A 22,716-nucleotide genomic window follows, 5' to 3' on the forward strand; every position below is an offset into this window, starting at 1 on the left:
CGTCCCCCTATTCCGGCACCACGGCGGTGGCCTCGATCTCGACCTTGGCGCGGTCCTCGACCAGCGCCACGACCTGCACCAGCGCCATGGCCGGGTAATGCCGCCCGATCACGTCGCGATAGGCCGCCCCCACCTCGCGCAGCGCGCCCAGATATTCGTGCTTGTCGGTGACGTACCAGGTCAGCCGCACCAGATGCTGCGGCCCCGCGCCGCCCTCGGCCAGGACCGCCACGATGTTCTCCAGCACCTGCCGGACCTGGCCCGCGAAATCGTCGGTCTGAAAGACCTGATCCGCGTCCCAGCCCACCAGCCCGCCGGTAAAGATCATCCGCCCCCGCGCCATGATGCCGTTGGCATAGCCCGAGGCGCGCTTCCACGTCGCCGGATGCAGGGGTTCATGCATGATGCGCCTCCAGGGTCTGTCGCATGGCGTCGGGCCAGGGCGAGGGGGTGAAGTCGCGGTCCATCCAGACCACCGTGGTCCGCGCCTCCACCCGGTCCTCGCCGCGGACCAGGAACCGCGCGCTGGACCGGCCCAGATGCTCGACCACCAGCGTCCAGTCCAGCCGGTCGCCAAGCCGCGCGGGCTTGCGGAACGCCATCTCCAGCGCGACGGTGGGCATGCCCTGGCCGGCCGCCATCATCGGGCCAAAGCCATGCCCCACGACCTCCAGAAAGAAGTTCTCCACCATGTGGTTCACCATCTCCGCATAGCGGGGATAGAAGACGATCCCCGCCGGGTCGCAGTGGCAGAACTCGATGGGAATGGTACGGGTATAGGTCATGCGCCCTCCAGGATGCTGCGGGCGATGACGACGCGCTGCACGTCGCTGGCCCCCTCATAGATGCGCAGGGCGCGGATCTCGCGGTACAGGCTCTCGACCGTGCTGCCGGTGCGCACGCCGTCGCCGCCATGCAGCTGCACGGCCTGGTCGATGACCTCCTGCGCGATCTCGGTGGCGTACAGCTTGGCCATCGCCGCCTCGCGCGTGACGCGGGGCGCGCCCTGGTCCTTGGCCCAGGCTGCGCGATAGATCAGCAGGGCGGCGGCGTCGATCTTCAGCGCCATGTCGGCCAGATGCCCCTGGACCATCTGCAGCTCGGCCATCGGCGCGCCCTGGATCTGGCGCGAGCGCACCCGCGCCAGCGCCTCGTCCAGTGCCCGGCGCGCGAAGCCCAGGGCCGCAGCCCCGACCGTGGGGCGGAAATGATCCAGCACCGTCATGGCGATGCGGAACCCCTGTCCCGGCTGCCCGATCAGCGCCTCCCCCGGCAACCGCACCCCCGTCAGCCGCAGATGCGCCAGCGGATGGGGGGCCATCACGTCGATGCGCCCGACCACCTCCAGCCCCGGCGTGTCCGTAGGCAGCAGGAAGGCCGACAGCCCCCGCGCACCCGGGGCCTCCCCGGTCCGCGCGACGATCACATAGACATCCGCGATCCCGCCATTCGAGATATAGGTCTTCTCCCCGTCCAGCACCCACCCGTCGCCATCCCGGCGCGCCGTGGTCGCCAGCCGCGCCACGTCCGACCCGGACGCAGGCTCGGTCAGCGCAAAGCCCGAAATCGCCCGGCCCGCCCGCGTCCGTGCCAGCCATTCCCGCTGAACCGGGCTGCCGAACAGCGTCACCGCCCCCATGCCTAGGCCCTGCATGGCAAAGGCGAAATCGGCCAGCCCGTCATGGCGCGCCAGCGTCTCGCGGATCAGGCACAGCGCGCGCACGTCCAGCGGCTCGCCCCCCGAATGCGCCAGCCAGCCGCTATCGCCAAGCGCCCGCACCAGGCCCCGGCAGGCCCCGTCCACATCGCCGTGATCCACCGGCAGCGCGCCCAGGGCCCAGTCCTCCAGCCCCTGGGCCAGCGCGCGATGCCTGTCCTCGAAGAACGGCCAGTCCAGAAAGCTGCGATCCATCGTCTTCTTCACCCAAATATCCCGGGGTCCGGGGCAGAGCCCCGGCGCCCTCAATTGCCCTCGAAGACCGGCGTCTGCTTGGCGACGAAGGCCCGATAGGCCCGCTCGAAATCGCGCGTGGTCATGCAGATGGCCTGGGCCTGCGCCTCGGCCTCGATCGCCTGGTCCAGACCCATGGTCCATTCCTGCAACAGCTGCGTCTTGGTGATGCCATGCGCCCAGACAGGCCCCGCCGCGATCGCCCGCGCCAGATCCATCGCGGCGGCAAAGACGTCGTCATGCAGGCTGTTCCAGAACCCCCACCGCTCGCCCTCCTCGGCGCGCAGCACGCGGCCGGTGTAGAGAAGCTCCGCCGCGCGCCCCTGTCCCACGATACGCGGCAGCATCGCGCAGGCGCCCATGTCGCAGCCCGCAAGCCCCACCTTCGTGAACAGGAACGCGGCTTTGGCGGACGGTGCCGCCAGCCGCAGGTCGCTGGCCATGGCCATGATCGCGCCCGCGCCGACGCAGACCCCCTCGACCGCGGCGATCACCGGCTTGCCGCAATGGATCATCGCGCGGACCAGCTCTCCGGTCATGCGGGTGAAGGCCAAGAGCTGCGGCATCTCCATGCCGACCAGCGGGCCGATGATCTCACGCACGTCACCGCCCGAACAGAAATTCCCGCCATTCGAGGCCAGCACCACCACATCCACGTCCGACGCGTGCGCCAGCCGCCGGAAACAGGCACCCAGTTCGGCATAGCTGTCGAAGGTCAGGGGGTTCTTGCGTTCGGGGCGGTTCAGGCGGATCACCGCGACGCGGTCCGTGACCTCCCACAGGAAATGTTCGGGCGCCAGATCGGCCATGGGGACAAGTTTCATTCGGGCCTCCCGGCGCGGGACAGGATGTCGCGCAGCGCCTCCAGATCGGTTTCGGACAATCGACCCAGGATCGCGTCGACCTCGGCCTCATGGCCCAGGGCCATGATCTCGAACGCCTCCAGGCCTTCGGGCGTCAGGCGCACGCGGATGCGGCGTCGGTCGCCGTTCTCGGCCTCGCGGCGGACCATGCCGTCGGCCTCCAGCCGGTCGACGACCGCCGTGGCATTGCCGTTCGACACCAGCAGCAGGCGCGACAGCTCGGACATGGTCACGCCCTCGCGCCTGCGCCACAGCGCCGCCATCACGTCGAAGCGGGGCAGGGTCGTGCCATGCGCGCGGCGCAGATAGTCGCGCAGGTGGTTCTCGGCCCCCCGCGTGACGCCCAGAAGGCGGATCCAGGTCTTCAGTCGCCGCTTGGACAGGTCGGTCATGCGCTCTCGCCTCCGTCCAGGACGATGGCCTGTCCGTTCACCCCCGCCGCCGCGTCCGAGGCCAGCCACAGCGCCGCGCCGGTCACCTCGGCGGGCGCGATCAGGCGGCCCTGCGGGTTTCGGGCGGTCAGCGCGGCCAGCGCCGCGTCGCGGTCGCGCCCCGTCTTGGCCATGATCCCGTCCAGCGTGCGTCCGGTCATCTCGGTGTCCAGATAGCTGGGGCAGATGGCGTTGGCGGTGATCCGCTTCGACGCCACCTCCAACGCGATCGACCGCACCAGCCCCATCACCCCATGCTTGCTGGCCGCATAGGCCGAAGCATAGGCCGCCCCCCGCAGCCCCGCGGCCGAGGACACCGCGATCAACCGCCCCCCCGGTCCCATCTGCGACAGCGCCTGCCGAAAGGTCAGGAAGACGCCCGTCAGGTTGACCGCCATGATGCGGCTGAACTGGTCCAGCGTGGTGCGGGCAAAGGGCGCGGCCTCGGCGATGCCGGCATTGGCGATGACCACCTGGCAGGGGCCGGCGGCGTCGAAGATGCGGCGGACCTGATCCTCGTCGCTGACATCGCCCGGCACGGCGCGGATCAGGCCGCCCGCCACCGCCTCAAGCCGCGCGGCATCACGGCCGGTGATGACGACCTCATGGCCCTGGGCGGCAAAGGCGCGGGCCATGTCGGCGCCGGTGCCGCTGCCGCCGCCGGTGATCAGGACGCGGGTCATGCGCGGATCTCCTCGGCCTGCTTGGCGGCCAGGCGGCGCGCCTGATCGCGGCCCGCGTGATAGGGCAGGGGCCAGTCCGCCCCATCGCCAAGCGCCGTCGCCGCATGCAGCGTCCAATAGGGATCGGCCAGATGCGGCCGCCCGATGGCAACCAGATCGGCGCGCCCGGCCATCAGGATGCCGTTGGCCTGATCGGCATCGGTGATGTTGCCCACCGCCATCGTGGCCAGCCCCGCCTGGTTGCGGATGCGGTCGGAAAACGGCGTCTGGAACATCCGCCCATAGACGGGCCGCGCATCGGGCGTCGTCTGCCCCGCGGACACGTCGATGATATCCGCCCCCGCCGCATGGAAAGCCTGCGCGATGGCGACCGATTCGTCGGGCGTCACGCCGTCCTCGGTCCAGTCCGTGGCCGAGATGCGCACCGACATCGGCCTGTCCTGCGGCCAGACGGCGCGCATGGCGGCGAACACCTCCAGCGGCCAGCGCAGGCGGTTCTCCAGGCCGCCGCCATAGTCATCCGAGCGCCGGTTCGACACCGGCGACAGGAAGCCCGACAGCAGATAGCCATGCGCCGCATGCAGTTCGATCATGTCGAAACCCGCCGCATCGGCCATGCGGGTGGCGGTCACGAACTGCTGGGTCACCGCCTCCATGTCGGCGCGGGTCATCTCCTGCGGGACGGCATTGCGGTCGGACCAGGGCAGGGCGGAGGCCGCCATGATCGGCCAGTTGCCCTCCGCCAGCGGCTGGTCCATCCCCTCCCACCCGATGCGGGTGGAGCCCTTGCGGCCCGAATGGCCGATCTGGCAGCAGATCCTGGCATCAGTCTCGGCATGGACGAAATCGGTGATCCGCCGCCAGGCCGCCTGATGCTCGGGCGCGTAGAGGCCCGGACAGCCCGGCGTGATGCGGCCCTCAGGGCTGACGCATGTCATCTCGGTGAAGACCAGGCCCGCGCCGCCCTTGGCGCGTTCGCCGTAATGGACCAGGTGCCAGTCGGTCGGGCAGCCGTCCTGCGCCTTGTACTGCGCCATGGGCGAGACGACGATGCGGTTCTTCAGCGCCATGTCGCGCAGGCGGAAGGGCGCGAAGATCGGCGCGCGGCCCGGCTGGCCGCCGGCCTGCCGTTGGAACCAGTCCTCGGCCTCGCGCACCCAATCGGGGTCGCGCAGGCGAAGGTTCTCGTGCCCGATGCGCTGGCTGCGGGTCAGCAGGGAATAGGTGAACTGGATGGGGTCCAGGTCCAGGTAACGCTCGACCTCCTCGAACCACTCCAAGCTGTTGCGGGCCGCCGATTGCAGGCGCAGCACCTCGACGCGCCGTTCCTCCTGATAGCGTTCGAAGGCGCGGGGCAGGTCGCGTTCGGAATGCAGGTAATCGGCCAGCGCGATGGCGCTGTCCAAGGCCAGCCGCGTGCCGGACCCGATCGAGAAATGCCCCGTCGCCGCCGCATCGCCCATCAGCACGACGTTCTCATGATACCAGCGGTCGCAGATGACGCGGGGAAAGTTCATCCAGACGGCCGAGCCGCGCAGATGCGCCGCGTTCGACATCAGGTCGTGCCCGCCCAGATGGTCCGCGAAGACCGCGCGGCAGGTCTCGACGATCTGCTCCTTGGACATGGCTTCAAAGCCCATCGCGTCCCAGGTCTCTTGCGCGCATTCCACGATGAAGGTCGCGGTGTCGGCATCGAAGGAGTAGACATGCGCCCAGAGCCAGCCCTGCGGCGTCTTTTCGAAGATGAAGGTGAAGGCGTCGTCGAATTTCTGTTTCGTGCCAAGCCAGACGAACTTGCAGCGGCGCATGTCGATGTCGGGGCGGAACACGTCTGCATATTCGGCCCGGACCTTGCTGTTCAGCCCGTCGCAGGCAACGACCAGGTCATAGTCGCGGCGATAATGTTCAGCGGTCTGAAACTCGGTCCGGAACTGCAGGTCCACGCCCAGTTCCCGCGCCCGTTCCTGCAGCAGGATCAGCAGCTGACGCCGCCCGATGCCCGCGAAACCGTGCCCGCCCGAGACCTGCCGGTGGCCGTCGCGGATGACAGCGATGTCGTCCCAGTAGATGAAGTGATCGCGGATCGCCTGGGCCGAGGGCGGGTCGTTCTTCTGCAGCCGCGACAGGGCGTCGTCGGACAGCACCACGCCCCATCCGAAGGTGTCGCCCGCGCCGTTGCGCTCCAGCACGGTGACGTCATGCGACGGATCGCGCAGCTTCATCGAGATCGCGAAGTAAAGGCCCGCAGGCCCGCCGCCCAGACAGAGAATCTTCATCCCGTGCCACCTCCTGCGATGCAGGCTGGCACGGGTCCGAAATCATTTCAAGCTTGAAACTTCTCGGGCGATGGAGGCTGCGATCATCGCGGGCACTTCGGGGGCCAGGCCCACCGGGTCCAGGCGCGGGCCGGTGAAGCCCGCCTGATCCAGCGCCTGCGGCAGGTCGTCCAGCACATGTTCGGCGCGCAGTGCGAACAGCGGCAGGCTGATGGCGCGGTCGAGGTCGCGGGCGGCGTCGGCGATGAAGGGCTCCTGCTCGACGAAGCCCGCGACGACGCGGGCGAAATGCGGCGCGATGCGGGCGGCCAGCGCCATGGTGATGTCATGGCTGGCCTGTCCGCGCTGCGATCCATGCGCCGACAGCAGCAGCGTCGTGTCGGACAGCGCCCAGCCCTGCGTCTCCGCCGCCTGCCGCGCCTTTTCGACGACCAGCGCGTCGAGGCCCGGATCGGTGCCGAAGGGGCGCATGATATGCGCGCCCGGCGCGCCGGCCTGGGTCAGGCGGCGGGGCAGTTCGACGCCGGTGAACCAGCCCTCGGCCATGAACATCGGATAGATGATGCAGTCGCTGCGGCAGGTGCGGGGCAGGGCGTCGGGGTCGGCCAAGGTCGCGCCCAGGACCTCGACGCCGGGGGCGTGGGCCGCGACCTGGGCGGCCAGCGCCTCGATGGCGGCCTGCTGGGGGGCGGGGTCGCCGGGCTGACCATGCGAGACGATGACGGCGCGCGACAGGGTCTGCGGCTGATCGGCGTCGTGGAAATATTGGGCCAGCGCCGCGGGCATGGGGAATTCGGCCAAGGCGCGAGCGCGGGCCTCGGCCGACATCTTGCGGGCGGTCTTCTCGATGATGCGGGGGATCTTGTGATCGGGCTGTTCGGCCATGAAGTCGCCCAGATACCAGCGGATGAAGGTGAAGCAGATCACATCCTCCAGCGCCTGCACCTGGGGGTCGCGCTTGATGCCCTGTTTCGTCAGCATCTTGCGGGCGCGGTCGATGTCATCGGCGTCATAGCCCGCATCGGCCATGATGCCGGCGATGCGATCCGCGTGACGGCGGCCCTGTTCCTGGCGCCAGGCCAGATAGCCGGGGCGGTTCATCGGATAGTCGGCCCGCGGCAGCAGCCAGCGTTCGACATGCTGGCCGCGGCAGGCGATGCGCAGAACGTCGTCGGCGTCGGGGAACAGGCGCTGCTGTTCCGCCGTCATGCGCTGGCCATAGAGGAGGTTCGCAGGCTTGCCGTCGTCCAGGTTCGGATCCTGGGCATTGGCGGCATCGATAGCGGTGAAGGCATGGTCGAGGCGGGTCATCGCGGGCTCCGGCTGGTTCGGGGGGAGTGTGCGCGGGGCGCGCGCAGGTGGCAAGCGGGCAGGGGGGCGCCGCCCCCCGTCCTGCGGACTCCCCCGGGGTATTTGGGCAAAGGAGAAATCTCAGGGCAGGGCGAAGAGGTCGGGGATGTCCCGGCGGTCGTCCAGAAGGATCTGTGCGGTCAGGTCGGCGATCAGCGGGGCCATGCCGAAGCCGATCTTAAATCCGCCATTGACGATCAGGTGGCCGGGGCGGCCGGGCCACGGGGCCAGCACCGGCGCGCGCGAGCGGGCGCGGGGGCGCAGGCCGGCCCAGATGTCGAGGACGGGTGCATCGGCCAGCGCCGGGCAGATCGCGACGGCGCGGGCCAGCAGGTCCTGGGCCTGATGATCGGGGTGTACGGTGTCGTAGGTGTTTTCCGAGGTCGAGCCTATGGCCGTGGTGCCGTCCGCATGGGGCACGATGTGCAGCCCGTCGGCAAAGACCTGAGGGCTGTCCGGGGCGGCGTGGGAGAGAAGCAGCGACTGACCCTTGACCCCCTGACCGATCTTGCGGTCCAGCGCGCTGTTCAGCGCCACAAGTCCCGGCGTGCCCGTGGCCCAGATCGTGGGGGCGTGGGCGTCGGGGGCCGGCGTATGTTCATGGATCTGGCCGCCCCCGGCGCGGATCGCCGCGGCCAGGGCCTGCAGGGCGGCGCGGGGGTTCAGGCGGGCGGTCAGCCCGTCGGTCAGCCACAGGCCGGTGGGGCTGGGCGGGATCAGCGGGCCCTGGGGGTCGCGGGTCAGCGCCATGCCCATGGCGGCGGGCCACTGGCGCGCGGCGGCCGCGATGCGGTCGGGCAGGCGGGCGGCGGTATCCATGTCGGGCACGGGTTGCAGGCGGCCGGTGCGGGCGTAACCCGTGGGCAGGCGGGAGGCCAGTTCGACGCTGGCCCAGAAGGCGGGGGCGGCCAGAAGGCTGTCCAGCTGCAGCTGTTTCTTGATGTTCCAGGGGTCGGGCGCATGGGGGGCCAGGGCGCCCACATGGCCGCCCGAGGATCCTGCGCCGATGGTCGCGGCCTCGAACACGGTGACCCGCGCGCCGCGCCGGATCAACGCCCAGGCACAGGCCAGCCCGAAGACGCCGGCCCCCGCCACATGGATCACCCTTGCCAAAGCCGCGTCCTTTCCCGACAGATGCGTCATGAGCGACCTAGCCCATCCCCGCCCCGATGACGAGCCTGCGCTGGACTGGCGCGATGGGGGCGTTCCCGTGTCACAGCAGTTCGACGACCCCTATTTCAGCCTGGGCGGCGGGCTAGAGGAGACGCGGCACGTCTTCCTTGCGGGCAACGACCTGCCCGCGCGGCTGAGGCCGGGGTTCCACGTGGCCGAGACGGGGTTCGGCACTGGTCTGAACGCATTGGCGCTGGCGCAGGTGGCGACGGTGCCCGTGCGGATGACCAGCTTCGAGGCCTTTCCGATGAGCCGCGTCCAGCTGGAGCAGGCGCATGCCGCCTTTCCCGACCTGTCGGCGCTGGCGGCGCAGCTGCGCGACGGGTGGGGGCAGGGGGTGATCCGCGTGGGACAGGTCGCGCTGACCGTGGTCCTGGGCGATGTGCGCCGGACCTTGCCCGCGTGGCGGGCCGCGGCGGATGCATGGTTCCTGGACGGATTCTCTCCGGCCAAGAACCCGCAGATGTGGGGCGCGGACGTGATGGCCGAGGTGGGCGCGCATACCGCGCCGGGGGGCACGTTCGCCACCTATACCGCCGCGGGCCATGTCCGCCAGGCGCTGTCGGATGCCGGGTTCGAGGTCCTCCGCAGCCCCGGTTTCGGGCGCAAGCGCCACATGTGCCGGGGGCGGCTGAGGACGTCGGACGGCTGAATCCGCGGTCCCGCACTGGCAATCGGGGCGGGCAGGGCCTATCTGCGGGACCGGACAGCTGTGCGCGAGGCGCGCCACGGTCCCCGAACTCACCTACAGGAGAGGCCCATGGGCGCGATCATCGACATCGACCACCTGTCCAAGGAATATGGCAGCGGCACCAAGGCGCTGGACGACGTGACCCTGTCCATCGACGAGGGAGAGATCATCGCCCTGCTGGGCCCGAACGGGGCGGGCAAGACCACGCTGATCTCGATCATCTGCGGGCTGGTGGTGCCGACCGGCGGCACGGTCCGCGTGGGCGGGCACGACATCCGCACAGACTGGCGCGCCGCGCGCAAGCTGATCGGCCTGGTCCCCCAGGAAATCGCGCTGGAACCGTTCGAGAAGGTCATCAACTGCGTCCGCTTCACCCGCGGGCTGTACGGCATGCCCCCGGACGAGGCCTATATCGAGCGCATCCTGCGGTCGCTGTCGCTGTGGGACAAGCGCGACGCCGCCACGCGGGAACTGTCGGGCGGCATGAAGCGCCGCGTGCTGATCGCCAAGGCGCTGTCGCACCAGCCCAAGGTGCTGTTCCTGGACGAACCCACGGCGGGCGTCGACGTCGCCCTGCGCCGCGAGATGTGGCAGGTCGTGGGCGATCTGCGCCGCGAGGGCGTGACGATCATCCTGACCACCCATTACCTGGAGGAGGCCGAGGAGATGGCCGACCGCATCGGCGTCATCGCCAAGGGCAGCCTGCTGCTGGTCAAGCCGACCAGCGAGCTGATGGGAGAGTTCGGCAAGAAGACCCTGTCGATCGAGCTGGACCAGCCTTTGGCCGCGATCCCGGACGATCTGTCCGGGCGCGGGTTGTCGCTGTCGGATGACGGGCGGCGGCTGTCCTTCGAATACGACACGCGGGCCGAACGTACCGGCATCGCGCGCCTTCTTGGCGATCTGGCCGCGCGCGGCATCACCGTGCGCGACGTGTCCACGCGGCAATCCAGCCTCGAGGACGTCTTCCTTTCCCTGGTCTCCGAGGACGCGGCATGAGCATCAACTGGTTTGGCGTCTGGTCCATCTTTCACCACGAGATGATGCGGTTCTTCCGCACCATCTGGCAGTCGCTGGCATCGCCCGTGCTGTCCACGGTGCTGTATTTCGTCGTCTTCGGCGCGGCCATCGGCGGGCGCATCCAGTCGGTCGAGGGGGTCGAATACGCGGCCTTCATCGTGCCCGGCCTGATGATGCTGACCGTGCTGCAGCAGGCCGTCAGCAACGCAAGCTTCGGCATCTATTTTCCCAAGTTCAGCGGCACGATCTATGAATACCTGGTGTCGCCCGTCGGCTGGATCGAGGTGACGATGGGCTTCGTCGGCGCGGCGGCGGTCAAGTCGATCCTGATCGCGCTGGTGATCCTGCTGACCAGCTTCGTCTTCGTCGGCGTCCACATCCTGCACCCGTTCTGGATGGTGGCCTTCCTGGTCCTGTCGTCGATCGGCTTCAGCCTGCTGGGCTTCATCATCGGGCTGTGGGCCAAGTCGTTCGAACAGCTGCAGATCGTGCCGATGATGGTCATCATGCCGCTGGTCTTCCTGGGCGGCGCCTTCTATTCGGCCAGCATGCTGCCGCCCTTCTGGGAGGGCGTGGCCAAGCTGAACCCGGTCCTCTACCTGATCTCGGGGTTCCGCTGGTCGTTCTTTGGACTGGCCGACGTGCCGGTGGGGGTGTCGCTGGTGGCGGTGGGGATCATGGTCGTGATCTGCCTGGCCATCATCCGCTGGATCTTTGCCACCGGCTGGCGCCTGCGCGACTAGGGGCGCAGGCTGCCGCAGATCCGCGCCTGCGGGTCCAGTCGCACGTATTCGCGGGCCGAGATGATCTTCATCTCCATCGAGCGGTTCCAGCCCCCGAACCACCGCTCGCGGATGCCGCCACGATAGAAGTTGCCCATGATCTGATCGACATAGGGTGGGATGATCTGGGTGCCCTGGATGCGCGGCGCGTGAAACCCGATCCGCGCCTGCGGCCCCAGGCAGGCATTGGGCATCGTCGTCAGGATCGTGCAGGCCGACCGGCAATAGCCGCGGATGCGCACCGTGCGGCCCGACGATGCCAGCTCCTGCCGGGTCTGCACCATCTCCAGCACATTGCCGCCGCGGTTGTTCCACACGTCGATGAACTCTCCCGCGCGCTGGATGCCTTGCGGCTGCTGGGCCAAGGCGGGGGTCGCGACCGTCAGGGCGGCGGCAAGGATCAGGGCAAGGCGGCGGGGCTTCATCATGGCGACATCTGGTCCTTTTTTCGGGCGGTGGTGAAATCACGTTCCGGCGACGACGGGCATCGGGAACGCGCATTGCCGTGAACCGGTTGCCCGCGGGGGACGTTGGGCCCGCGAACCCATATCGGAGAAGCCAATGTTCCGCCTGCTCAAGCTGTTTGCCATCTTCAAGATGATCCGTCGTTTCATGGGCCGCCGCTGACCGCGGAACGGACTTCCCCCGCGATCCAGAATCGCTTATGTGCGGCGGATGCAGCAGAACCCGCCCGAACTTCGCCCCGACCTTGCGCGTGCGCGCGTCCCGGATGACCGTCGTGATGGTCAGCCGACCATCGGCATGGTCAGCCTTGGCTGCCCCAAGGCGCTGGTGGACAGCGAACGCATCCTGACGCGCCTGCGGGCCGAAGGCTATGCGATCAGCGCCGATTACCATGGCGCGGATGCCGTGGTGGTGAACACCTGCGGGTTCCTGGACAGCGCCAAGGCAGAGAGCCTGGATGCCATCGGCGAGGCGCTGCGCGAGAATGGCCGCGTCATCGTCACCGGCTGCCTGGGGGCGGAACCGGATTACATCACCGGTGCGCATCCCAAGGTGCTGGCCGTGACCGGTCCGCATCAATATGAACAGGTGCTGGACGCGGTCCATGCCGCCGTGCCGCCGCAGCCCGATCCGTTCATCGACCTGCTGCCCGCCAGCGGGGTCAGCCTGACGCCGCGCCATTACAGCTATCTGAAGATATCGGAAGGCTGCAATCACAAGTGCAAGTTCTGCATCATCCCCGACATGCGCGGCCGTCTGGTCAGCCGCCCGGCCCATGCCGTGGTGCGCGAGGCCGAGCGCCTGGTGCAGGCCGGGGTGCGGGAACTGCTGGTCATCAGCCAGGACACCAGCGCCTATGGGCTGGACCTGAAGCACGCGACCGACCGGGGGCACCGCGCCCACATCACCGATTTGGCGCGTGATCTGGGCAGCCTTGGGGCCTGGGTGCGGCTGCATTACGTCTATCCCTATCCGCATGTGCGCGACCTGATCCCGCTGATGGCGGATGGCCTGGTCCTGCCCTATCTGGACATTCCGTTCCAGCACGCCCACCCCGGCGTCCTGCGCCGCATGGCGCGTCCGGCGGCGGCGGCCAAGACCCTGGACGAGATCGCCGCCTGGCGCTACATCTGCCCCGACATCACCCTGCGCTCGACCTTCATCGTGGGCTATCCCGGAGAGACCGAGGCAGAGTTCCAGACCCTGCTGGACTGGCTGGACGAGGCGCAGCTGGACCGCGTCGGCGCCTTCCAGTACGAAAACGTCAAGGGCGCGCGGGCCAACGACCTGCCCGACCACGTGCCCGCCGAGGTAAAGCAGGACCGCTTTGCGCGGTTCATGGAGAAGGCCCAGGCCATCAGCGCCGCCAAGCTGGAGGCCAAGGTCGGCCAGCGAATCCAGGTGATCGTCGACGAGGTCGACGAGCGTGGCGCCACCTGCCGCACCAAGGCCGACGCCCCCGAGATTGACGGAAACCTGTTCATCGACGAGGGGTTTGACGCCCTGTCGCCGGGCGATATTGTGACCGTGACGGTGGATGAGGCGGGCGATTATGACCTTTGGGGAACACTTGAGCGCTGACGCCCTGTCGCGCCTGGTCACCACGCTGACGATCAGCCCGGCCTTCGATCCCCAGGGCCAGCCCCGCAAGCCCGGCGCGCTGTGCATCGGCGCGCAGAAGGCCGGGACCAGCTGGCTGGCCCAGATGCTGGGCCAGCATCCGCAGGTCTGGATCCCGCCCTTCAAGGAGGTGCAGTATTTCAACCATCTGCACATCCCCGAACACCGCCGCTGGATCGCCTGGCATTACCGCAACAAGCCGCAGGAGATCCGCGACCGCCACAAGGCGCGCAAGGTCGAGCTGCAGCCCGAGCTGGACGCCTATCTGACGGCCATCACCAGCGGCAAGATGTTCCACAACCAGTGGTACAAGCGCGTCTTCGCCCCCGCGCCCGAACACGCGATGCCGATGGATTTCACCCCGGAATATTCCGGCCTGCCGGACGAGGGGGTGCAGGCGGTCCGCGACCTGCTGCCCAAGGCGCGCGTGATCTATCTGATCCGCCACCCCGTCGATCGCGCCATATCGCAGCTGCGCATGAACCTGCGCCGGGAAAAGCGCGTGCCTGCGACCGAGGCCGACTGGCTGGCCGAGGTCGCGAACCCGGTCCTGGATGAACGGGGCGACTATGCCGCCTATCTGCCGCGCTGGCTTAGGCGCTATCCCGACATGCTGGTCCTGCCCTTCGGTCGGATCGCGCGCGCCCCGCACCGGGTGATGGACGCGGTCGAGGCGCATCTGGGGCTGGGCCCATGCTTCTACGCCAACCTGACGCAGAAGGTGTTCGCCAATCCCGACGGCCCGATGCCGCCCCCCGCGGCCATCGCCGCGCTGGAGGCGCGCCTGGCCCCCCAGATGGACGCGCTGCGCGACATCATGGGCGGCGATTTCGTGGACGAGGTGCGCTGATCTTCCATCGGACGCCCGTTTCCCTTACAAAGCGGCAAATTCACAGGAGTTTCCGATGGCGTCCTATCAGTTCGTCTACCACATGGACGGCGTGTCCAAGACCTATCCCGGCGGCAAGAAGGTGTTTGAGAACATCAAGCTGAACTTCCTTCCGGGCGTCAAGATCGGCGTCGTCGGCGTCAACGGATCGGGCAAATCCAGCCTGATGCGCGTGATGGCCGGCATCGACAAGGATTTCACCGGAGAGGCCTGGGCCGCCAAGGGCGCGACCGTCGGCTATCTGCCGCAGGAGCCGCATCTGGACGAAAGCCTGGACGTGCGCGGCAACGTCATGCTGGGGGTCGCGGCCAAGCAGGCCAAGCTGGACCGCTATAACGAGCTGGCGATGAACTACTCGGACGAGACCGCCGAGGAGATGTCCGCCCTGCAGGACCAGATCGACGCCGAGAACCTGTGGGACCTGGACAGCCAGGTCGATGTCGCGATGGAGGCCCTGCGCTGCCCGCCCGACGACGCCGATGTCAGTACCCTGTCGGGCGGAGAACGCCGCCGGGTCGCACTGTGCAAGCTGCTGCTTGAGGCGCCCGACATGCTGCTGCTGGACGAACCGACCAACCACCTGGACGCCGAGACCATCGCCTGGCTGCAAAAGCACCTGATCGAATACAAGGGCACGATCCTGATCGTCACCCACGACCGCTATTTCCTGGACGACATCACGACCTGGATCCTGGAGCTGGAGCGCGGCCGCGGCATCCCGCACGAGGGGAACTATTCCTCGTGGCTGGACGCCAAGGCCAAGCGCGTGGCGCAGGAGGCCCGCGAGGACAAGTCCAAGCAGAAGGTCCTGGAGAAGGAACTGGAATGGATCCGCGCCGGCGCCAAGGCCCGTCAGGCCAAGCAGAAGGCCCGCGTCAACGCCTATAACGAGATGGCCAACAAGACCGAGAAAGAGCGCATCACCAGCGCCCAGATCATCATCCCGAACGGCGAGCGCCTGGGCGGCAAGGTGATCGAGGTCATCGGCCTGAAGAAGGCGATGGGCGACAAGCTGCTGATCGAGAACCTGGACTTCACCATCCCGCCCGGCGGCATCGTCGGCGTGATCGGTCCGAACGGCGCGGGCAAGTCGACGCTGTTCCGCATGCTGACCGGCCAGGAGCAGCCCGACGAGGGCACGATCACCCTGGGCGAGACGGTGCAGCTGTCCTATGTCGACCAGTCGCGCGACGCGCTGGGCGACAACCACAACGTCTGGGAGGAGATCAGCGGCGGCGCCGAGCTGATCGCCCTGGGCGACGCGACGATGAACAGCCGCGCCTATTGCAGCGCCTTCAACTTCAAGGGCAGCGACCAGCAGAAGAAGGTCGGCACCCTGTCGGGCGGCGAACGCAACCGCGTGCACATGGCCAAGCTGCTGAAATCGGGCGGCAACGTACTGCTGCTGGACGAACCGACCAACGACCTGGACGTCGAGACGCTGCAGGCGCTGGAGGCGGCGCTGGACGATTTCGCGGGCTGCGCGGTGATCATCAGCCACGACCGCTTCTTCCTGGACCGTCTGTGCACGCACATCCTGGCGTTCGAGGGCGACGCGCATGTCGAATGGTTCGAAGGCAATTTCGAGGCCTATGAGGAGGACAAGATCCGCCGCTTGGGCCCCGATTCGGTGAACCCCAAGCGCGTGAAGTACAAGAAGTTCACGCGCTGATCGCACCTGTTGCGGCAATGAAAAAGGCGGCCCCCGCGGGGGCCGCCTTTCGCGTTCGGACCGTTTCGATCAGAACCGGAACGAGGCGCGCACCTGCACCATGTCGGTGTCGAGGTCGAGGCCCGACACGTCGTTGACGTCGTCGAAGTCCTGGCGGGTGTATTCCGCGCCCAGGGTCATGCGCTCGGTGACCTTGAAGTCGGCGCCGATGCCATAGGTGAAGGCGGTTTCCGACAGGTCGTCCGCATCGACATGGGCAGCGCCCAGAGAGACGTAGGGCATGAAGCGGCCCAGGTCATAGCCCGCGCGGCCGCGCAGCCGGACCAGGTCGCCTTCGCCGGCCTCGTCCAGGTCGATGCGGTTGTAGTCCAGCTCGCCGCCCAGGACGAACTGGCCGAAATCGCGGTTGTAGCCGCCGTGCACGCCGTAGGCGTCAAAGTCGCTCGACACGCTGTCGCCGTCGAAGTTCACGTCGGCATCGCCCTGGCCGTACTGCAGACCGGCATAGAAGCCGGTCCAGTCGGACACGGGTGCCGCGACGGGCGCGACGACGGGTGCGGGGGCGGGCTCGACCACGGGGGCGACATAGCCGCCGGCATGGGCGGTGACGGCGAACAGGCTTGCGCCCAGGGTTGCGAATGCAAGTTTCATGATGGGGGTCCTTCTCAGTCTGATGACGGGGCAGACCTAACCGTCTGACCCTGCTGCCGAAAGGTTGACGCCCGAAATGCCCGTGCGCGGCGTTGCATGGCCGCAACCACAGGCTTGTGAACCCGCGTGAGCGACGCCAGCCGAACCCGTGCGTGGGGCCGCACAGGGGGCCTGCGCCGATCACGACCTGCCGCCAGAGCCAGGGCGCTCAGGCCGAGACGCGCGGTTCACCGCCGGCGCGGACCTTGTCGAGGCCGTGCGCCTGTCAGGATGTGACCTGCCGGGCCCCGCCGCAGGACCGCTTGCCGGTCATGGCTGGATTGGTCGGCAGGGGGGCATCGGGGGTGCGGGCGTCCTGGGGGGCGGGGATCACGATGGGCGCGGGCGCCGGGGCCTGGGGCGGCCCGGTCTGGGCCCAGGCCGCAGGGGCGGTCAGGGCACCCAAGGCCAGCGCGGTCAGGAACGATCGGGGCATGGGACAGTCCTTTCACAGGGGACGACTGCCTCAGGGTGCGCCCGAATCACGCTTCCGCAAAGCGGAAAAACCGATGGTGTCAGCGCGTCTTTCCGGAAAAGCCCGGCGGGCGGCGGGCGATCCAGGCCCAGAACGGGGCCAGGTCGGGATGGGTGCGCAGCGCCTCGACCGTGTTCACGTTTCGCGCCAGCTCCGTCTCGCGCAGGGTCTTGTGGATCGTCTTGTGGCAGATGTGGTGCAGCAGCACCGTGGGGCCCCCCTTGCCGCCGCGCAGCTTGGGGATCAGGTGATGGCGGCTTTGCGGCACGTCGGGCGGGATCGGGCGCAGGCACAGCGGGCAGACCGGGTCAGGGTCTGACGCCATCGTGACCTCTGGTTCGGTATATCTGGATTTACGCATCTGTCCGCCGTCGGTTAGGCCCAAGGACATCTGACCCCGGACCCGCCGAAAGGACAAGCCATGCCGACCCGCCGCTTTCTTCTGGCCTCTGCCGGTGCCTTCGCGGCGATGCCCGCCTTTGCGCAGGACCGCCCCAACCCGATGCCGGAGGAGCTGCGCCAGGCGCTGGAACGCGACCCGACCGCACCGGTGCTGGGCAATCCCGACGGCAACATCACCCTGACCGAGTTCTTCGATTACAACTGTCCGCACTGCAAGACGATGCTGCCGCTGATGTCGGAACTGGTCCGGTCGGACCCCCAGCTGCGGGTAGTGCTGCGCGAATGGCCGGTCTTCGGTCCCGGATCGGAATTCGCGGCGCGCGCGTCGCTGGCGACGCTGCCCACGGGGAACTACTGGCGGCTGCACGCCGCCCTGCTGGGCATGCGCGCCCGCGCCGAGGAGGCGACCGTGATGCGCGTTGTCCGCGACCTGGGCCTGGACGAGGCCACGATCCGCACGGGCATGCAGGCCGATACCGTCGAACGCCACATCACCTACAGCCACCTGCTGGGCGACCACATGGGGCTGATGGGCACGCCAAGCTTCATCTGCGGGGACGAGGCCGCGTTCGGCGCGATGACGCTGGAGGAGCTGCGCGCGCTGGTCCAGCGCGGACGGCGGACGATGGGGGTCTAGTCCCCCGCCGGGTCGCGCCGCCCCCACGCGGCGTCCTGCATCTCGCGCAGGCGGGATGCGGTTCGTTCGAACTCGAAGCTGCCTTCGCCCTCGTTGTACAGCTGTTCGGGCTGGTCCGCGCCGCTGGCGATCAGCCGGACCCGCGCCTCGTAAAGGGCGTCGATCAGCGTCACGAAGCGCTTGGCCTCGTTATAGTTCGACGCCGACAGCCGCGGCACGCCGTCGATCAGCAGCACGTCGACCGCCCGCGCCACCGCCAGGTAATCCGCGGGCCCAAGCGGCTTGCCGCACAGGTCCCAGAAGCTGGACCGTGCCGCGCGCCCGACATGGGCAGGCAGGGTGACCTGGCGCCCCTGCACGGTCAGGACCAGCGGTTCGGGCGTGGCGTCGCCGGTCAACTCGGCCCAGACGGCGTCCAGTTCGGCCCGTGCCGCCGCATCGGCGGGGGCGAACCAGACCTGGCCGCCCTGGCGGTTCTGGCGATAGTCGGTGCGGCTGTCCAGGCACACCACCTCCATCCGCTGGCGGATCAGCGCGATGAAGGGCAGGAACAGCTGGCGGTTCAGCCCATGCTTGTACAGGTCGTCCGGTTCGCGGTTCGACGTTGTGACCACCGTCATCCCCTGGTCGAACAGAACCTGGAACAGCCGCCCCACGATCATCGCGTCGGCGATGTCGGTGATCTGCATCTCGTCAAAGCACAGCAGGCGGACCTGGGCCGCCACGGCCTCGGCCACGGGGCGGACGGTGTCCTGCTCGCCGCGCTTGCGCGCCTCGTTCAGGCCGGCCTGGATCTCCTGCATGAATTCGTGGAAATGCACCCGCCGGGTGGGAATGTCGCCGGCCGCGTCGGCCATCAGGTCCATCAGCATGGACTTGCCGCGCCCCACGCCGCCCCACAGATACAACCCCTGCACCGCGGGCACCGGATCGGGGCTGCCCACGCCCAAAAAGGCCCGCCACGCCGATCGCGGTTTCTGCGGCGGTGCCGCCTGCAGCTGATCCAGAACGCGGTCCATGTGCGGCAGCACCGCTGCCTGCGCGTCGTCGTGGCGCAGCGCGCCCGATGCGATGCGCTGGCGGTAAAGATCGCTGACCTTGCCCATGGCGTGCCCCTGTCCTGTGACCGATGCACCCCTGCCACGGCGCGGCCCGTGCCCGCAAGGGTCTGCGGCCTTGACCGCCGCGGCGTGGCCGTGCGACGCCCGACGCGATCCCTGCTGACGAAGGTGCGCCGATGACCGACCTGCCGATCCTGTTCGTGATGGCCGCCCAGCCCGAATACGGCCCGGCCCTGCGCGCGCGCATCCAGCCGCTGATGACCGGCATCGGCCCGATCGAGGCCGCGGTGCAGCTGACCGCCGCGCTGGCCCGCATGGACCGGCTGCCCCGGCTGATCGTGTCGCTGGGGTCGGCCGGGTCCGCGCGTCTGGCCCAGACCGAGGTCTATCAGGTGGGCGCCGTCGCTTGGCGCGACATGGATGCCAGCGCGCTGGGGTTCGCGCGGGGCTGCACGCCGCTTCTGGACCTGCCGCGGGTGATCGACCTGCCGCACCGCATCCCCGGCCTGCCGGTGGCCAGCCTGTCCACCGGCGCCGACATCGTCAGCGGCCCGGCCTATGCCGCGATCGAGGAGGACATGGTCGACATGGAGACCTTTGCCCACCTGCGCGCCGCCCAGAATTTCGGCGTGCCGCTGATCGGGCTGCGCGGCATCTCCGACGGGGCGGCCGATCTGGGCGGGATGGACGACTGGACCCGCTATCTTCAGGTGATCGACGGCAAGCTGGCCGCGGCGGTGGACCTGCTGCACAAGGCGCTGGCGCAGGGACGGCTGGTCCTGTGACAGGGCGCACGCTTGTCCTTGGGGCGGCAGCCCCCTAAACCGGGGCGGCAACGGACAAAGACGGGCAAGCATGGCACGCGGCGCAAGCAATCTGGAAGACCGGCCCACCAGCCGGCGGGTGGGGGCGCTTGGCGCGCTGTGGCCGTTCGTCCGGCCCTATCGCGGGCAGATGGTGCTGGCGCTGGTGGCGCTGGTGCTGACATCGGCGATCAGCCTGATCCTGCCGCTGGCCGCACGCCGGGTGGTCGACAATTTCGACGACGGCGCGGGCCTTCTGGACAAGTATTTCGGCGCGGCCCTGATGATCGTGGCGCTGCTGGCCCTGGGCACGGCGGCGCGGTACTTCTTCGTGACACGGTTGGGCGAACGGGTCGTGGCCGACATCCGCAAGGCCGTCTATGCCCGCGTGATCACCCTGTCGCCCGCCTTCTTCGAACGCGTGATGACGGGAGAAATCCTGTCGCGCATCACCACCGACACCACGTTGATCCAGTCGGTCGTGGGGTCGTCGCTGTCCATCGCGCTGCGCAACATGCTGATCCTGGCGGGGGGCATGGCGATGCTGGCCTGGACCTCGGTCAAGTTGATGGGGCTGGTGCTGCTGATCGTGCCCGCCATCCTGATCCCAATCATCGTGCTGGGACGCCGCCTGCGCGCCCTGTCGCGCGCCAACCAGGACTGGATCGCCGCATCCTCGGGCACCGCCTCCGAAACCCTGCTGGCCGCCCAGACCATCCAGGCCTACACCGCCGAGGCGCGCAGCATGGTGCGCTTTGACGACGTGACCGAACAGTCCTATGTCGTGGCCCGCACCCGCATCGGCACCCGCGCGGTGATGACCGCCATCGTGATCTTCCTGATCTTTGCGGGCGTCATCGGCGTGCTTTGGGTCGGTGCCCGCGACGTCCAGGACGGGGTGATGACCGCGGGCCAGCTGGTGCAGTTCGTGATCTATGCGATCCTGGTCGCGGGCGCGGCCGGCGCCCTGTCCGAGATCTGGGGCGAACTGCAACGCGCCGCCGGGGCGACCGAACGCCTGGCCGAACTGCTGTCCGCGACGGACACGCTGACCGATCCGGCGCGCCCGGTGCCCCTGCTGCTGCCCGTGCGCGGAGAGATCGTGCTGGAGGGGGTGGCCTTCAGCTTTCCCTCGCGTCCCGACGCCCCGGCCCTGCACGGGATCGACCTGACCATCCGGCCGGGGGAGACTGTGGCGCTGGTCGGCCCGTCTGGGGCGGGCAAGACGACCGTGATCCAGCTGATCCAGCGGTTCTGGGATCCGCAATCGGGTCGCGTGACGATGGACGGCACCGACCTGCGCCAGCTGGCGCGCGTCGATCTGCGCAGCCATATCGCGCTGGTTCCCCAGGACCCGGTGATCTTTGCCGCATCCGCCGCCGACAACATCCGCCTTGGCCGCCCCGACGCGACCGACGCGCAGGTGCAGGCCGCGGCGCGGGCGGCGCATGCGCATGACTTCATCGCGGCCCTGCCGCAGGGCTATGACACCGCGTTGGGCGAACGCGGCGTGATGCTCTCCGGCGGTCAGCGCCAGCGCGTGGCCATCGCCCGCGCGATCCTGCGCGACGCGCCGGTCCTGCTGCTGGACGAAGCGACCAGCGCGCTGGACGCGGAATCCGAATCGCTGGTCCAGGCCGCCGTCAGCCGCCTGGCCGAGGGGCGCACGACCGTCGTCGTGGCCCACCGCCTGGCGACGGTCAAGAAGGCCGACCGGATCGTGGTCCTGGATCAGGGCCGGATCGTGGCCACCGGCAGCCATGACGAACTGGTCGCGCAGGGCGGGCTCTATGCGCGCCTGGCGCGGATGCAGTTCACCGACGGGCCGGGCGACAGGACGGTCGACTCCGCCTAGCGCGGGGCGGCCAGCACCATCGCCCAGAACACCGTCCGCCCGTCCGCCGCAAGCGCCTGGCCGATGCCCACATGGCGCACCCGCGCATGCAGCATGTTCGACCGGTGCCCCGCCGACCGCGCCCAGCTGCGCATCGCGGCGCCTGCGTCGCGCTGGCCCGCGGCGATGTTCTCGGCCACGACGGAGGCGGCATAGCCCGCCGACCGGGCGCGCGCCTTGACGCCCCCGCCGCCCCGATGGCTGAGTCTGCCGCGGGCGGCCATCTCGCACGCCTGGCGGGTCGCCGCGGCCGTCAACGCGGGATCGACCGTCACCGCGCCCAGCCCGGCCTGGGCCCGCATCTGGCTGACGGAGGACGCGATCGCCTGGCTGGCCCGGGGCGGGGGCGTGGCGCAGGATGTCGACGCATGGGCCGGCCATGCGCCGGCCACGATCAGCGCCAGCGCGGCGATGCGGTTGAAATGTCGGGTCATCCGATCCTCGTCTTTGTGGTCATCCGAACGGGTCGGGCCGCAGGTCATGCCCGCGGCCTAACGGGGGGCCGCATAGACGGCGGCCCAATAGGTCGTGCGCCCGTCCTGGGACGTCGCCTCTCCCACACCGAAATCGCGCACCTGCGGCAGCATGATGTTGGCGTGATGCCCCGGCGAGGCCGTCCATTCCGACAGCACCCGCGGCAGCGAGAATGGCCCAGCGGCGATATTCTCGGCCGAGACGGTGGGCTGATAGCCCGCCTGCTTCAGGCGCATGGCGGGTCCGGTGGTGGTGCTGCCCAGATGGGTCATGCGCCCGCGCTGCGCCATGTCGCAGGCATGGCGCGCCGCGACCCGGGCCAGCCGGGGATCGGCGCGCAGCGGCGTCAGGCCGGCGCGGGCCCGCGCGCGGTTGGTCACCTGCGCGGCCATCGCGTTCCGGTCCGGCGCCGTC

The 22,716-nt window shown here is 69.1% G+C and carries 25 protein-coding genes; 9 read left to right on the top strand and 16 right to left on the bottom strand.

Translation table 11 applies throughout. The features are described 5' to 3' along the window. Nucleotides 1-7: 7 nt before the first annotated feature. From FHD67_RS13505 to FHD67_RS13545, 9 genes are all read right to left on the bottom strand, one after another. Complete coding sequence (locus FHD67_RS13505) at nucleotides 8-403, bottom strand: RidA family protein (RefSeq protein WP_139598989.1); 396 nt, start codon at nucleotides 401-403, stop codon at nucleotides 8-10. Further along, on the bottom strand, nucleotides 396-785 hold the full coding sequence (locus tag FHD67_RS13510) for an acyl-CoA thioesterase (RefSeq protein WP_139598990.1): 390 nt from the start codon (nucleotides 783-785) through the stop codon (nucleotides 396-398). Before FHD67_RS13510 ends, FHD67_RS13505 begins: the two co-directional genes overlap by 8 nt. Continuing rightward, nucleotides 782-1,912 carry an acyl-CoA dehydrogenase family protein gene (locus FHD67_RS13515; protein ID WP_139599007.1) on the bottom strand — a complete coding sequence of 377 codons (1,131 nt, stop codon included), beginning with the start codon at nucleotides 1,910-1,912 and terminating at the stop codon, nucleotides 782-784. The genes FHD67_RS13510 and FHD67_RS13515 overlap by 4 nt, the downstream gene beginning before the upstream one ends. A gap of 50 nt (nucleotides 1,913-1,962) precedes the next feature. Further along, a complete protein-coding gene (locus FHD67_RS13520; RefSeq protein WP_139598991.1) occupies nucleotides 1,963-2,775 on the bottom strand; it encodes an enoyl-CoA hydratase family protein in 813 nt (270 codons plus the stop codon). After that, nucleotides 2,772-3,206, bottom strand: a complete 435-nt coding sequence (locus tag FHD67_RS13525) for a MarR family winged helix-turn-helix transcriptional regulator (protein ID WP_046001243.1) — start codon at nucleotides 3,204-3,206, stop codon at nucleotides 2,772-2,774. The genes FHD67_RS13520 and FHD67_RS13525 overlap by 4 nt, the downstream gene beginning before the upstream one ends. After that, a complete protein-coding gene (locus tag FHD67_RS13530; protein ID WP_139598992.1) occupies nucleotides 3,203-3,928 on the bottom strand; it encodes an SDR family NAD(P)-dependent oxidoreductase in 726 nt (241 codons plus the stop codon). Before FHD67_RS13530 ends, FHD67_RS13525 begins: the two co-directional genes overlap by 4 nt. Next, nucleotides 3,925-6,204 carry a bifunctional salicylyl-CoA 5-hydroxylase/oxidoreductase gene (locus FHD67_RS13535; RefSeq protein WP_139598993.1) on the bottom strand — a complete coding sequence of 760 codons (2,280 nt, stop codon included), beginning with the start codon at nucleotides 6,202-6,204 and terminating at the stop codon, nucleotides 3,925-3,927. The genes FHD67_RS13530 and FHD67_RS13535 overlap by 4 nt, the downstream gene beginning before the upstream one ends. A gap of 42 nt (nucleotides 6,205-6,246) precedes the next feature. Beyond that, complete coding sequence (locus tag FHD67_RS21210) at nucleotides 6,247-7,515, bottom strand: DUF4202 family protein (RefSeq protein ID WP_425467273.1); 1,269 nt, start codon at nucleotides 7,513-7,515, stop codon at nucleotides 6,247-6,249. A 120-nt stretch (nucleotides 7,516-7,635) separates the two neighbouring features. Next, nucleotides 7,636-8,667, bottom strand: a complete 1,032-nt coding sequence (locus tag FHD67_RS13545) for an NAD(P)/FAD-dependent oxidoreductase (protein ID WP_139598994.1) — start codon at nucleotides 8,665-8,667, stop codon at nucleotides 7,636-7,638. Nucleotides 8,668-8,695: 28 nt separating this feature from the next. Between FHD67_RS13545 and mnmC2 the strand changes: the two genes are divergently transcribed. The 3 genes from mnmC2 to FHD67_RS13560 all read left to right on the top strand — a co-directional run bounded on the left by mnmC2 (nucleotide 8,696) and on the right by FHD67_RS13560 (nucleotide 11,181). Then, nucleotides 8,696-9,379: a tRNA (5-methylaminomethyl-2-thiouridine)(34)-methyltransferase MnmC2 gene (mnmC2, locus tag FHD67_RS13550; RefSeq protein WP_139598995.1), complete on the top strand. Its 684-nt coding sequence runs from the start codon at nucleotides 8,696-8,698 to the stop codon at nucleotides 9,377-9,379. 108 nt (nucleotides 9,380-9,487) lie between these two features. Continuing rightward, nucleotides 9,488-10,417, top strand: a complete 930-nt coding sequence (locus FHD67_RS13555) for an ABC transporter ATP-binding protein (RefSeq protein WP_045983316.1) — start codon at nucleotides 9,488-9,490, stop codon at nucleotides 10,415-10,417. A gap of 2 nt (nucleotides 10,418-10,419) precedes the next feature. Then, complete coding sequence (locus FHD67_RS13560) at nucleotides 10,420-11,181, top strand: ABC transporter permease (protein WP_045983333.1); 762 nt, start codon at nucleotides 10,420-10,422, stop codon at nucleotides 11,179-11,181. Here the strand turns inward: FHD67_RS13560 and FHD67_RS13565 are convergent. Then, complete coding sequence (locus FHD67_RS13565; RefSeq protein WP_239441348.1) at nucleotides 11,178-11,648, bottom strand: hypothetical protein; 471 nt, start codon at nucleotides 11,646-11,648, stop codon at nucleotides 11,178-11,180. The two genes, FHD67_RS13560 and FHD67_RS13565, sit on opposite strands and share 4 nt — an antisense overlap. A gap of 247 nt (nucleotides 11,649-11,895) precedes the next feature. Here FHD67_RS13565 and rimO point away from each other — a divergent pair, with 247 nt between their 5' ends. The 3 genes from rimO to ettA are packed head-to-tail and all read left to right on the top strand — an operon-like array spanning nucleotide 11,896 to nucleotide 15,866. Next, complete coding sequence (gene rimO, locus FHD67_RS13570; RefSeq protein ID WP_176695129.1) at nucleotides 11,896-13,266, top strand: 30S ribosomal protein S12 methylthiotransferase RimO; 1,371 nt, start codon at nucleotides 11,896-11,898, stop codon at nucleotides 13,264-13,266. Further along, a complete protein-coding gene (locus FHD67_RS13575) occupies nucleotides 13,256-14,155 on the top strand; it encodes a sulfotransferase family protein (RefSeq protein ID WP_176695130.1) in 900 nt (299 codons plus the stop codon). Before rimO ends, FHD67_RS13575 begins: the two co-directional genes overlap by 11 nt. A gap of 55 nt (nucleotides 14,156-14,210) precedes the next feature. Continuing rightward, nucleotides 14,211-15,866 (top strand): energy-dependent translational throttle protein EttA, encoded by a 1,656-nt coding sequence (gene ettA, locus FHD67_RS13580; protein ID WP_045983314.1) that lies wholly within the window; start codon nucleotides 14,211-14,213, stop codon nucleotides 15,864-15,866. A 69-nt stretch (nucleotides 15,867-15,935) separates the two neighbouring features. Here the strand turns inward: ettA and FHD67_RS13585 are convergent, their stop codons facing one another. The 3 genes from FHD67_RS13585 to FHD67_RS13595 all read right to left on the bottom strand — a co-directional run bounded on the left by FHD67_RS13585 (nucleotide 15,936) and on the right by FHD67_RS13595 (nucleotide 17,392). Continuing rightward, nucleotides 15,936-16,517, bottom strand: a complete 582-nt coding sequence (locus tag FHD67_RS13585) for an outer membrane protein (RefSeq protein ID WP_139598998.1) — start codon at nucleotides 16,515-16,517, stop codon at nucleotides 15,936-15,938. A 265-nt stretch (nucleotides 16,518-16,782) separates the two neighbouring features. Further along, nucleotides 16,783-16,992, bottom strand: coding sequence for a hypothetical protein (locus tag FHD67_RS13590; protein ID WP_045983312.1), 210 nt, complete (start codon nucleotides 16,990-16,992; stop codon nucleotides 16,783-16,785). A 79-nt stretch (nucleotides 16,993-17,071) separates the two neighbouring features. Continuing rightward, nucleotides 17,072-17,392, bottom strand: a complete 321-nt coding sequence (locus FHD67_RS13595; RefSeq protein ID WP_232303365.1) for an HNH endonuclease family protein — start codon at nucleotides 17,390-17,392, stop codon at nucleotides 17,072-17,074. Between the two features lie 60 nt (nucleotides 17,393-17,452). Between FHD67_RS13595 and FHD67_RS13600 the strand changes: the two genes are divergently transcribed. Continuing rightward, nucleotides 17,453-18,070: a DsbA family protein gene (locus FHD67_RS13600; protein ID WP_139598999.1), complete on the top strand. Its 618-nt coding sequence runs from the start codon at nucleotides 17,453-17,455 to the stop codon at nucleotides 18,068-18,070. Here FHD67_RS13600 and zapE read toward each other — a convergent pair. After that, entirely contained in the window at nucleotides 18,067-19,176 is a 1,110-nt protein-coding gene (gene zapE, locus FHD67_RS13605; RefSeq protein WP_139599000.1) for a cell division protein ZapE, read from the bottom strand. The two genes, FHD67_RS13600 and zapE, sit on opposite strands and share 4 nt — an antisense overlap. 131 nt (nucleotides 19,177-19,307) lie before the next feature. Here zapE and FHD67_RS13610 point away from each other — a divergent pair, with 131 nt between their 5' ends. Together FHD67_RS13610 and FHD67_RS13615 are read left to right on the top strand one after the other, a co-directional pair. Further along, nucleotides 19,308-19,916, top strand: a complete 609-nt coding sequence (locus FHD67_RS13610; RefSeq protein WP_045983308.1) for a 5'-methylthioadenosine/S-adenosylhomocysteine nucleosidase — start codon at nucleotides 19,308-19,310, stop codon at nucleotides 19,914-19,916. A 70-nt stretch (nucleotides 19,917-19,986) separates the two neighbouring features. Further along, nucleotides 19,987-21,789, top strand: a complete 1,803-nt coding sequence (locus FHD67_RS13615; protein ID WP_139599001.1) for an ABC transporter transmembrane domain-containing protein — start codon at nucleotides 19,987-19,989, stop codon at nucleotides 21,787-21,789. Here the strand turns inward: FHD67_RS13615 and FHD67_RS13620 are convergent. Beyond that, nucleotides 21,786-22,262 (bottom strand): CAP domain-containing protein, encoded by a 477-nt coding sequence (locus FHD67_RS13620; protein WP_164871356.1) that lies wholly within the window; start codon nucleotides 22,260-22,262, stop codon nucleotides 21,786-21,788. The genes FHD67_RS13615 and FHD67_RS13620 overlap by 4 nt on opposite strands. Nucleotides 22,263-22,319: 57 nt before the next feature. Next, the coding region (locus FHD67_RS13625) for a CAP domain-containing protein (protein WP_342775306.1) at nucleotides 22,320-22,716 on the bottom strand (397 nt) is incomplete at its 5' end.

Origin of the sequence: Paracoccus haeundaensis (assembly GCF_006239215.1) — a bacterium.
GTDB classification, from domain to species: Bacteria; Pseudomonadota; Alphaproteobacteria; order Rhodobacterales; family Rhodobacteraceae; genus Paracoccus; species Paracoccus marcusii.

Bases quoted from the DNA above. Each gene is read 5' to 3' on its own strand.
- FHD67_RS13585 (WP_139598998.1), bottom strand. From the start codon at position 16,517: ATGAAACTTGCATTCGCAACCCTGGGCGCAAGCCTGTTCGCCGTCACC.
- FHD67_RS13600 (WP_139598999.1), top strand. From the start codon at position 17,453: ATGCCGACCCGCCGCTTTCTTCTGGCCTCTGCCGGTGCCTTCGCGGCG.
- FHD67_RS13515 (WP_139599007.1), bottom strand. From the start codon at position 1,912: ATGGATCGCAGCTTTCTGGACTGGCCGTTCTTCGAGGACAGGCATCGC.
- FHD67_RS13590 (WP_045983312.1), bottom strand. From the start codon at position 16,992: ATGCCCCGATCGTTCCTGACCGCGCTGGCCTTGGGTGCCCTGACCGCC.
- FHD67_RS13520 (WP_139598991.1), bottom strand. From the start codon at position 2,775: ATGAAACTTGTCCCCATGGCCGATCTGGCGCCCGAACATTTCCTGTGG.
- FHD67_RS13535 (WP_139598993.1), bottom strand. From the start codon at position 6,204: ATGAAGATTCTCTGTCTGGGCGGCGGGCCTGCGGGCCTTTACTTCGCG.
- FHD67_RS13510 (WP_139598990.1), bottom strand. From the start codon at position 785: ATGACCTATACCCGTACCATTCCCATCGAGTTCTGCCACTGCGACCCG.
- FHD67_RS13615 (WP_139599001.1), top strand. From the start codon at position 19,987: ATGGCACGCGGCGCAAGCAATCTGGAAGACCGGCCCACCAGCCGGCGG.
- FHD67_RS13505 (WP_139598989.1), bottom strand. From the start codon at position 403: ATGCATGAACCCCTGCATCCGGCGACGTGGAAGCGCGCCTCGGGCTAT.
- FHD67_RS13530 (WP_139598992.1), bottom strand. From the start codon at position 3,928: ATGACCCGCGTCCTGATCACCGGCGGCGGCAGCGGCACCGGCGCCGAC.
- FHD67_RS13610 (WP_045983308.1), top strand. From the start codon at position 19,308: ATGACCGACCTGCCGATCCTGTTCGTGATGGCCGCCCAGCCCGAATAC.
- FHD67_RS13595 (WP_232303365.1), bottom strand. From the start codon at position 17,392: ATGCGTAAATCCAGATATACCGAACCAGAGGTCACGATGGCGTCAGAC.
- mnmC2 (WP_139598995.1), top strand. From the start codon at position 8,696: ATGAGCGACCTAGCCCATCCCCGCCCCGATGACGAGCCTGCGCTGGAC.
- FHD67_RS13525 (WP_046001243.1), bottom strand. From the start codon at position 3,206: ATGACCGACCTGTCCAAGCGGCGACTGAAGACCTGGATCCGCCTTCTG.
- zapE (WP_139599000.1), bottom strand. From the start codon at position 19,176: ATGGGCAAGGTCAGCGATCTTTACCGCCAGCGCATCGCATCGGGCGCG.
- rimO (WP_176695129.1), top strand. From the start codon at position 11,896: ATGCAGCAGAACCCGCCCGAACTTCGCCCCGACCTTGCGCGTGCGCGC.
- FHD67_RS13620 (WP_164871356.1), bottom strand. From the start codon at position 22,262: ATGACCCGACATTTCAACCGCATCGCCGCGCTGGCGCTGATCGTGGCC.
- FHD67_RS13565 (WP_239441348.1), bottom strand. From the start codon at position 11,648: ATGATGAAGCCCCGCCGCCTTGCCCTGATCCTTGCCGCCGCCCTGACG.
- FHD67_RS21210 (WP_425467273.1), bottom strand. From the start codon at position 7,515: ATGACCCGCCTCGACCATGCCTTCACCGCTATCGATGCCGCCAATGCC.
- FHD67_RS13555 (WP_045983316.1), top strand. From the start codon at position 9,488: ATGGGCGCGATCATCGACATCGACCACCTGTCCAAGGAATATGGCAGC.
- ettA (WP_045983314.1), top strand. From the start codon at position 14,211: ATGGCGTCCTATCAGTTCGTCTACCACATGGACGGCGTGTCCAAGACC.